Raw genomic sequence first — 8,693 nt, 5'->3', positions numbered from 1 at the left:
GCGCTCTGGCGTGGTATCCGACGTCGGCTTGCGCGGTCATGGCTTTACTCAACGGGCGGCGGTGCGGCCGAACAGGCCGTTCGGGCGCCAGATCAGGATCACGATCATCATGGTGTAGATCACGAATGGTCCCATCTTGGGGACGTAATATTTTCCGGCGACGTCGCCGATGCCGAGCAGCAGCGAGGCCAGAAACGGCCCGGTGATGCTGGAGGAGCCGCCGACGGTCACCACGATCAGGAAGTAGATCATGAATTTCAGCGGGAAATACGGATCGAGGCCGAGGATTTCGGCACCAAGCGCGCCACCCATGCCGGCCAGGCCGCAGCCGAACGCGAAGGTCAATGCGAACACCTGCGGCACGTTGATGCCGAGACCGGAGGCGGCGCGCGGGTCGTCAACCGCCGCGCGCAGCCGGCTGCCGAAGCGGGTTTTCGACAGGATCAATTGCAGGGCGATGGTCAGCAGCCCGCAAATCACGATGATCATCAGCCGGTAGCGGCCGACGCCGAGGCCAAAGATGTCGATCTGGCCCTGCAGGTAGGCCGGCAGATGAATAAAGGTCTGCGACGATCCCATGAAATAGTCGCAGGCGGTGACCGACATGAACACCAGACCGATGGTGAACAGCACCTGGTCGAGATGGCTGCGGGTGTAGAGATGGCGGTACAGCGTGCGCTCCAGCAGCGCACCGACCGCGGCGCTGACCAGGAAGGCGATCGGCAGGGCGGCGAAGAACGGCAGGCCGGAGCGATTGACCAGCACGGCACAGACATAGCCGCCGGCCATCGCGAACGCGCCGTGGGCGAGGTTGACGAAATTCATCAGCCCCAGCGTCACCGCCAGCCCGCACGCCAGCACGAACAGCAACATGCCATAGGCGACGCCGTCGAACAGGATGGTGAGAAGGGTCATCAAGCGCAGTTGCTTTCTTGTCCCTCCGCCCGCGTCTTCGCGGTGGGGAGGGTGGCCGGCCGACAGGCCGGTCGGGTGGGGGTAGTACAGCGATAAGAATGGCGCGTCGGACGCGCCCCAACCCGGCCTCCCCCCGAAAGTACGGGGGGAGGCCGGCCGTCATCCGTTGCTCTTACTTCTTCGTCTTGCCGGGATCCTTGACGTTTTCGAAGGTAGCGAATTCGATGTTGTAGAGCTCGCCGTCGACCTTCTTGACCTCGCGAATATAGATATTCTGGATGATGTCGCGGGTTTCCGGATCGATCGAGATCGGGCCGCGCGGGCTCTCCCAGGCCATGCCCTTCATGGCGGCAATCAGCGAGTCGCCGTCGACCTTGCCGCCAGTCTTCTTGATCGCCTCGTAGATCAGATGGATGCCGTCATAGCCCGACACCGCCATGAAACCCGGGCGGCTGCCAAAAGCCTTCTTGTAGTCGGCGACGAAGGCCTTGTTCATGGCGGAGGGATGCGCCGCCGAATAGAGATGCGCGGTGACGGCGCCCAGCGCCGCGTCGCCCATATTGTTGAGCAGGTCATCGTCCATCACGTCGCCCGGTCCGATCACCTTGATGCCGGACTTGTCGAGGCCGCGCTCAGCATATTGCTTCATGAAATTTCCGCCCTGCCCGGCCGGCACGAACACGAACACCGCGTCGGGCTTGGAATCCTTCATGCGCTGCAGGAACGGCGCGAAGTCCGGATTGGCCAGCGGCACCTTGACCTCCTCGACCACCTCGCCGCCGCCGGCGACGAAACGCTCCTTAAAGAACTGCAGCGCGTCGTTGCCGGGCGCGTAGTCCGAGGTCAGGGTCGCGACCTTCTTGATGCCGTTCTTGGCAGCCCAGTCGCCGATGATGGTGGAGGACTGCGCCAGCGTGAACGAGGTGCGCACGATATAGGGCGAGCGCTCGGTGATGATCGAGGTTCCCGCGGCCATCACGACTTCCGGGATCTTGGCCTGGGTGGCGAGCGGCGCGGCGGCGAGAGCGGCGGGGGTCACGCCGAATCCGGCAATGACGCTGACCTTCTCATTGACGATCAATTCCTGCGCCAGGCGCTTGGTATTGTCGGGCAGCGCGGCATCATCCTTTAGGATGATCTCGATCTTCTTGCCGGCGACGCTGTCGCCGTTCTTCTGCATGTAGAGCTTGATGGCGTTATTGATCTGCTGGCCGGTCGAGGCCTGGCCACCGGTCATTGGCACGATCAGGCCAATCTTCACGCTTTCCTGCGCCTGCGCGACCGTGCACAACGAAAGAACCCCCGCGGCAGCGACCGTGGCGAAAACAAATTTCTTCAGCATGGTAGTCCTCCTGTGGTCGTCCCGTCGGCTCTTAGCGGCCGCAGATCATGGCTCGATACAATGTCACCCGCGATAACGAAGCCCGGCGGGGCTGTCAACGACAGGTTGACAACACAACCTGCGATGCTAACTGCCTCTGCATAGGTCAGCGTGGCATGCCTGCCGCGGGCCGCCAACCGGCTTTTGTTTTGAATGATAGCAATGTCGCTTTTTCCGGCGGACCTTCCCGATGTCGAAGCCCGTCATTAACCATGGACGTTACGTCCCCGCGCTGATCAATTTCCTCGGCAACAAGCTAGCGGGCGGCGCGTCGAGTGCCTATCGCCGCGAATTCGGGGTGGGCGTGACCGAGTGGCGCATCCTGTCGCTGCTGGCGGTCGAGAATTCCTGCACCGCACAACAGATCTGCCAGTTCTTCGACCTCGACAAGGGGCTGGTCAGCCGCACCACCCGATCGCTGGTCGACAATGGCAGCGTCACGGTTACCGAACCGTCCGGCGAGAGCAAGCGCGTGATCACGCTGACCCGCACCGGCCGCGCTTTGCACGACCGCATCATCGACCTCGCGCTCGACCGCGAGCGCGTGCTGCTGGAATGTCTCGAGCCGCACGAGGTCGATGTGCTGATCGGCCTGCTGCGCCGATTGCTGGCGCAGACGGCGGCCGTCAATGCCGTCCCGACCCGGACCGCCGCCCCCGCGGCAAGGAAACCGCGACGCAGTAAGAGCTGACTCGCCGGTCAGGCCCGTTAACACCGCAAAGCGATCGCAAATTTGCCGGTCGCCACCAATATTAATTCTGTTATGATTGACCGCAGTGCAACAGACGACCTCGCGCCATGCTTATATCTCGTCGTGTTCCAGCTCTGATCGTGCTCATGCTGATGGCCCCCGGCCTCGGCGGTTGTGGCTCCATCAGCGCATTCCTGGCCGGCGGCATGGCCGACCTGATCCCGGCCTGGGCCGGCGGATTGCCGCCCGACGCCCCACCGCGGCCGGGCACGCCGCAATATGACGAATACATGAAGCAGCGCGAAAGCAAGCCGTCGCCGGCGACGCTGAGCGGACCCGATCCGGCAAACTCGCCCTCCGCACAAGCGGTGCATTGATCGCACAGACGGCGAAGCCAGCTGAGATACAGACCCGGAATCCTGAATTGTTTTGAACATCTCCAGAACCTGAGCTGGACCGTTCCCGCCCCGGAATGACAGCAGCGGTCAATCGCACGGCATGAGATGTGCAACATCGGTCGCATGCACCGCATCCTGCTTACGCGGGTTTCAGGGAGATACTGGATGGCGACGGGAACGGTTGCGACATCGTCAGGCAGCACCCCACGAACTCAAGGGCGCGCTCAATGCCATCGGCACCAGCAGCGCGCAAAATTGATGGACGAGCTGACTGTGGCGGCGTTGCCGGAGGTGGCCTGAACGAGCATGCCGAACATCCTGCTGATCAATCCCAACAGCTCCGAGAACACCACCGCGATGATGGTCGGCATCGCCGCCGCTGGCGTGCCGGGTAACGTGCAAATCATTGGCGCCACCGCGCGCAAAGGTCCGATGATGATCACGACAGCCGCCGCGCTGGCGGCCAGTGCCGACGAAGTGGTGGAAATCGGCCTGCGCGACGGCGCCGGCTGCGCCGGCATCATTGTCAGCGCCTATGGCGACCCCGGCCTGAAGACGCTGCAGGACCGCGTCGCGATCCCGGTGGTCGGGATCTGCGAGGCCTCGATGCGCGAGGCGGCGCTCGGCGGCCGGCGTTTTGGCGTCGCCACCGTGACCCCCGAGCTGGTGGAATCGATCGAGCAGGCCGCGCGCGAACTGAACCTCAGCCATCTGTTTTGCGGCGTCCGCCTCACGCCCGGTGATCCCGTTGAATTGGCCAGGGATCCGGACCGGCTGCGGGCGGCACTCGCCGAGGCGGTGCGCGTCTGCCTGCAGAGGGACGGCGCCGACGTCGTGATCATTGGTGGCGGCCCGCTCGGCCAGGCCGCTTTGGCCCTGTCGTTGTTGTTCCGCGAGCCGATCATCGCGCCAATCCCCGCCGCGGTGCGGCGGCTGCTCGGGATGATGGCGGTGGAGGCCGCGCGGAGCAGGTAGCCGGCGTTTTCGCCATTCCGGAGCTGGCGCCGCGCCCGCCCCGCAAGACCACCTCAGTTCATGAACACCACGGTCTTCTTGCCGTTGAGAATGACGCGGTCCTCGAGGTGGTAGCGCATCGCGCGGGCCAGCACGCGGCGTTCGATGTCGCGGCCCTTGCGGACCAGGTCTTCGGGGGTATCGCGGTGGCTGATGCGCTCGACGTCCTGATCGATGATCGGGCCTTCGTCAAGATCGCTGGTGACGTAGTGGCCGGTGGCGCCGATCAGCTTGACGCCGCGGGCATGGGCCTGGTGATAGGGCCGCGCCCCCTTGAAGCCTGGCAGGAACGAGTGGTGGATGTTGATGCAGCGGCCGGCAAGTTTGGTGGTCATCTCATCGGACAGGATCTGCATGTAGCGCGCCAGCACCACCAGATCGGTTTCGGTGCTCTGCACCAGCGCCCAGATCGCCGCTTCCTGCTCGCGCTTGGTGTCCTTGGTGATCGGCATGTGGTGGAACGGGATGTCGCCGAAATCGAGGTTCTTGTAGGTCTCGCGCGGATGGTTGGAAACGATCGCGGTCGGAATCATCTCGAGATCGCCGGTGCGCCAGCGATACAGAATGTCGACCAGGCAATGGTCGGACTGCGACACCATCAGCATCACCCGGCGGCGGGTCTCGCGGTCGCGCATCTGCCAATCCATCTTGAAACGCTCGGCGATGGCGCCGAAACCGGTCTCGAGCTTGGGCAGGTCAACCGCGAGGTCGGCGGCGGTGAACACCACGCGCATGAAGAAATGGCTGGTCTCGACATCGGTGAATTGCTGGGCGTCGAGAATGTTCTGGCCGTTATGGGCCAGGAACGTCGAGACCGCGGAAACGATGCCCGGGCGGTCGGGACAGGACAAAGTAAGGACGAACTGGCGATGGGACATAGGCTGTAATGCTCGCAGGAACCGGTGATTGGCGCCCTGCTCTACCACCGGCGGCGGCCTTGCGCCAATCCCGCCTTGCGCTGCACTATGACCGTCATTGCCCACCCTCAGACCGCTCCCGGAGCGAAATACATGGCCGACAGACTCAACGGGTATCGCATCCTGATCCTGGAAACCCGCGAGGAAGCGCAGTTCTCCCGGCTGCTCGTCCAGCAGGGCGCCGACGTGCTGCAATGTCCGATGTTCACCATCCATGACGCGCCCGACCCCGGCCCCATCGAGGCCTGGATCGGGCGCGCCATCGCGCGGCCGTTCGACGACTTAGTGCTGACGACCGGCGAAGGCCTGCGCCGGATCATGAAGGTAGTGCGCCGTCTTGGCGTCGAACCGGCATTCGTCGCCGCCATCGGCGCGTCCCGAAAATTCGCCCGTGGGCCGAAGCCGGGCCGTGCGCTGCGCGAGCTCGGGCTGGAGCCCGATATCGTCACCGAGAAGCCGACTTCGGAGGGCATTGCCGAGATGCTGGCGCGGCTCGACCTGAAGGGCCACCGGCTCGGGCTGCAACTTTATCCCGAAAAGGACCACAGCGTGCTGATCACGGCCATTGAGGCGGGTGGCGCCACAGTCGAGCCGGTGCTGCCTTACGTCTATGACGCCCAGGCGGCGGAGGCCAACATCCTGTCGGCGATCGACGAACTGGCGCGAGGCCGCGTCGACGCCATCGCGCTGACGAGTTCGGGCCAAGTGCGCCGCCTGATTGACGCCGCCGAGGCACATGGCCGCGGCGAGGAGTTGCGCCGCGCGCTGGCTTCGACGCCGATCGCCTCGGTGGGCCCGGTCGTCTCCGACGAATTGCGCGCCCACGGCCTGCCTACCGACATCTATCCCGCCCATGATGCCTTCTTCATGAAGCCGCTGATCTCGGCGATGTCGATCGCGCTTGCCAAAAACATCCCGCGGCTTCGCACCGGTTGACTTGACGCCCGCGGCGATCCCGACATGATGCAACCAACCAATAATTGATCGGGCGGAAATGCCAGACTTGCCACTGTCGAAATTGCGCGTCGTCGAGATCGGAACCGGCGACGTACTGGGCTATTGCGGCAAGATGTTCGCCGATTTCGGCGCCGAGGTCATCCGGATCGAGCCGCCCGGCGGCGACCCCGCCCGCAGCTTTGCGCCGCTGGTCGATGCAGGCCTCGGCCGCCGCGAGAGCGGATATTTCGCGTGGCTGAATACCAATAAGCATAGTCTGATCGCCGATCTCGACGACGCCGTGGATGCTGCGAAAGTGCGCGCGCTGCTGGTGGACGCCGACCTGCTGCTCGACGCGCGGCCGCCCGCCAGCATTGCAACATCGCTGCTGAGCCACGAATCGCTGCGCCGCGAACAGCCCGGCCTCGCCATCACCGCGCTGTCATGGTTCGGCGAGCACGGCCTGTACAGCGGCTATGAGGCGACCGATTCGGTGTGCCGCTCGCTGTCCGGCAGCGTCAAGCTGGTCGGCCCGCTGGAGGGGCCCCCGGTGCTGCCGCGCGACGGCCAGGTGGCCGTGATGGCCGGCACGACCGCCTTCATCCCCAGCCTCGCGGGGCTGTTCGGCAGCGCCACCGGCGCGCGCCGCTTTGCGGTCAGCGCCCATGAGGCGATGCTGCAGATCAGCGAGTTCGACACCGGGCTGGCGCTGGAGGTCGGCTTCACCCGGCCGCGGATCGCGATCAACCGGTTCGGCCGCGGCTACCCGGTGGGCACCTTTCCGACCAAGGAGGGCTGGCTCGGCATCACCGTGGTGACGCCAGCGCAATGGGCGGCGTTCTGCGTGATGCTCGGGTTGCCCGAACTGCAGGCCGAGCCGCACTTTTCCGATGGCCTGACCCGCACCACGCATGCCGCCGAATTACTGGCGATCTTCCAGCCGATCCTGATGCACAAGACCGCGCATCAATGGTTCGAAATGGGCATCGAGCTTAGGCTGCCGCTGGCGGTGGTGCCGGACATGGCGACGCTGCTGCGGCAGTCTTATTACCGCGAGCGCGGCGCCTTCGCGAAGGTCGAGATCGGCACCGCCTCGTTCGAGGCGCCGGTGCTGCCGCATTATCTGACGCAATCACGGCCAAAACCGAACGGCCGCGCGCCATTCGCCGGCGACCACGACCCCAATGTCCTGACCCCACGCACGCGCAGCGCCACCCGCGCGGCCACGAAAAATGACCCGCAGCCACTGAAGGGCCTGCGCATCATCGACCTCACCATGGGCTGGGCGGGTCCGTCGGCGACGCGGCAGATGGGCGACCTCGGCGCCGACGTCATCAAGATCGAATCCTGCCAATATCCGGACTGGTTCCGCGGTACCGATACGCGCGGGCCCTATTATCCGGAACGGACCTACGAGAAGATCTATTGGTTCCAGCAGATGAACCGTAACAAGCGCGGCATCACGCTCGACCTCACCGATCCCAGCGGCATGGCGCTGCTGAAGCGATTGCTGGCCGGCGCCGACGCCGTAATCGACAATTATGCCGCCGACGTACTGCCACGCATGGGCCTCGATCCACAGGCGATGCTGAAGATCAATCCGCGGCTGGTAGTCGTGACCATGCCGGCCTTCGGCATGAGCGGGCCATGGAGCGGCGTCCGCGCCTATGGCTCGACGCTGGAGCAGGCCTGCGGCCTGCCCTCGGTGACCGGCCGCGAGGGCGATCCGCCAACCATGCTGCATGCCGCGCTCGGCGATCCCTTTGGCGGCGTCAGCGCCGCGGCGGCATTGCTGTTGGGCTTCATGCAACAGAAGAACACCGGCGAAGGCCAGCACATCGACCTCAGCGCCACCGAGGCCCTGCTGCCGCTGGTGGCGCCCTCGGTGATCGAACAATCGGTGACCGGCCAGAGCGGGCCGCGAATCGGCAACCGCCATCCACGCTTCGTGCCGAACGGCTGTTTCCCGTGCCTCGGCGAAGACCAGTGGATCACGCTGGCGGTGCGCGGCGATTCGGAGTGGCAGGCGCTGTGCGCGGTGATGCGCCGGCCCGACCTCGCAACCGACGCCGCGCTTTCGACGGCGGATGGCCGTCGTGCCGAGGAAGACCGGATCGAAGTCGCGGTCCGGCACTGGACCCAGACGGTGCGGCCCGACCTCGCGATGGTGACGCTGCAGGCTCACGGCGTGCCCGCCGGCACCACACGGCTGCCGATGGACCTCGCCGGCGATCCGCATCTGCTCAAGGTCGGCCACTGGCAGCCGGTGAATCGGGCCTTCATGGGACCACATCTTCTGCCGTCGGTGGCCTATCGCGAAGGCGATGATCCATTGCCCTACGCGATCGATCGGCTGGCGCCGACGCTCGGCCAGCACAATGCGAATGTACTGGGTGAGGTGCTCGGGCTTTCCGATGACGAGATCGCGGCATTGCGCGCGG

The 8,693-nt window shown here is 65.1% G+C and carries 8 protein-coding genes; 5 read left to right on the top strand and 3 right to left on the bottom strand.

Annotated elements, in window-relative coordinates:
• Positions 1-48 precede the first annotated feature (48 nt).
• Together Q0S16_RS14885 and Q0S16_RS14880 are read right to left on the bottom strand one after the other, a co-directional pair.
• Complete coding sequence (locus Q0S16_RS14885) at positions 49-918, bottom strand: branched-chain amino acid ABC transporter permease (protein WP_295849562.1); 870 nt, start codon at positions 916-918, stop codon at positions 49-51.
• A gap of 169 nt (positions 919-1,087) precedes the next feature.
• Positions 1,088-2,257: an ABC transporter substrate-binding protein gene (locus Q0S16_RS14880; protein ID WP_295849560.1), complete on the bottom strand. Its 1,170-nt coding sequence runs from the start codon at positions 2,255-2,257 to the stop codon at positions 1,088-1,090.
• A gap of 229 nt (positions 2,258-2,486) precedes the next feature.
• On the opposite strand from Q0S16_RS14880, the gene Q0S16_RS14875 reads away from it, so the two are divergent.
• The 3 genes from Q0S16_RS14875 (at position 2,487) to Q0S16_RS14865 (ending at position 4,360) form a co-directional block, all read left to right on the top strand.
• Positions 2,487-2,987, top strand: a complete 501-nt coding sequence (locus Q0S16_RS14875) for a MarR family winged helix-turn-helix transcriptional regulator (protein ID WP_295849558.1) — start codon at positions 2,487-2,489, stop codon at positions 2,985-2,987.
• Between the two features lie 146 nt (positions 2,988-3,133).
• The gene (locus Q0S16_RS14870) at positions 3,134-3,364 is read left to right on the top strand and encodes a hypothetical protein (protein WP_295849557.1); all 231 of its coding nucleotides are present in this window, start codon (positions 3,134-3,136) and stop codon (positions 3,362-3,364) included.
• Between the two features lie 327 nt (positions 3,365-3,691).
• Entirely contained in the window at positions 3,692-4,360 is a 669-nt protein-coding gene (locus Q0S16_RS14865; protein WP_295849555.1) for an aspartate/glutamate racemase family protein, read from the top strand.
• A gap of 53 nt (positions 4,361-4,413) precedes the next feature.
• Here Q0S16_RS14865 and purU read toward each other — a convergent pair whose 3' ends face one another.
• Positions 4,414-5,277 carry a formyltetrahydrofolate deformylase gene (gene purU, locus Q0S16_RS14860; RefSeq protein ID WP_295849553.1) on the bottom strand — a complete coding sequence of 288 codons (864 nt, stop codon included), beginning with the start codon at positions 5,275-5,277 and terminating at the stop codon, positions 4,414-4,416.
• Positions 5,278-5,409: 132 nt separating this feature from the next.
• Between purU and Q0S16_RS14855 the strand changes: the two genes are divergently transcribed.
• Complete coding sequence (locus Q0S16_RS14855; protein WP_295849551.1) at positions 5,410-6,252, top strand: uroporphyrinogen-III synthase; 843 nt, start codon at positions 5,410-5,412, stop codon at positions 6,250-6,252.
• Positions 6,253-6,310: 58 nt separating this feature from the next.
• A partial coding sequence (locus Q0S16_RS14850) for a CoA transferase (RefSeq protein WP_295849548.1) occupies positions 6,311-8,693 on the top strand: 2,383 nt, incomplete at its 3' end.

Origin of the sequence: Tardiphaga sp. (assembly GCF_025356345.1) — a bacterium.
Lineage (GTDB): Bacteria > Pseudomonadota > Alphaproteobacteria > Rhizobiales > Xanthobacteraceae > Tardiphaga.
Note: the sequence above shows the minus strand (reverse complement) of the source record. Positions and strands in the feature narration are given on the sequence as shown.

Excerpts from the sequence above, each read along its gene's own strand:
- Q0S16_RS14875 (WP_295849558.1), top strand. The coding sequence starts at position 2,487 with ATGTCGAAGCCCGTCATTAACCATGGACGTTACGTCCCCGCGCTGATC.
- Q0S16_RS14865 (WP_295849555.1), top strand. The coding sequence starts at position 3,692 with ATGCCGAACATCCTGCTGATCAATCCCAACAGCTCCGAGAACACCACC.
- purU (WP_295849553.1), bottom strand. The coding sequence starts at position 5,277 with ATGTCCCATCGCCAGTTCGTCCTTACTTTGTCCTGTCCCGACCGCCCG.
- Q0S16_RS14855 (WP_295849551.1), top strand. The coding sequence starts at position 5,410 with ATGGCCGACAGACTCAACGGGTATCGCATCCTGATCCTGGAAACCCGC.
- Q0S16_RS14880 (WP_295849560.1), bottom strand. The coding sequence starts at position 2,257 with ATGCTGAAGAAATTTGTTTTCGCCACGGTCGCTGCCGCGGGGGTTCTT.
- Q0S16_RS14870 (WP_295849557.1), top strand. The coding sequence starts at position 3,134 with ATGCTGATGGCCCCCGGCCTCGGCGGTTGTGGCTCCATCAGCGCATTC.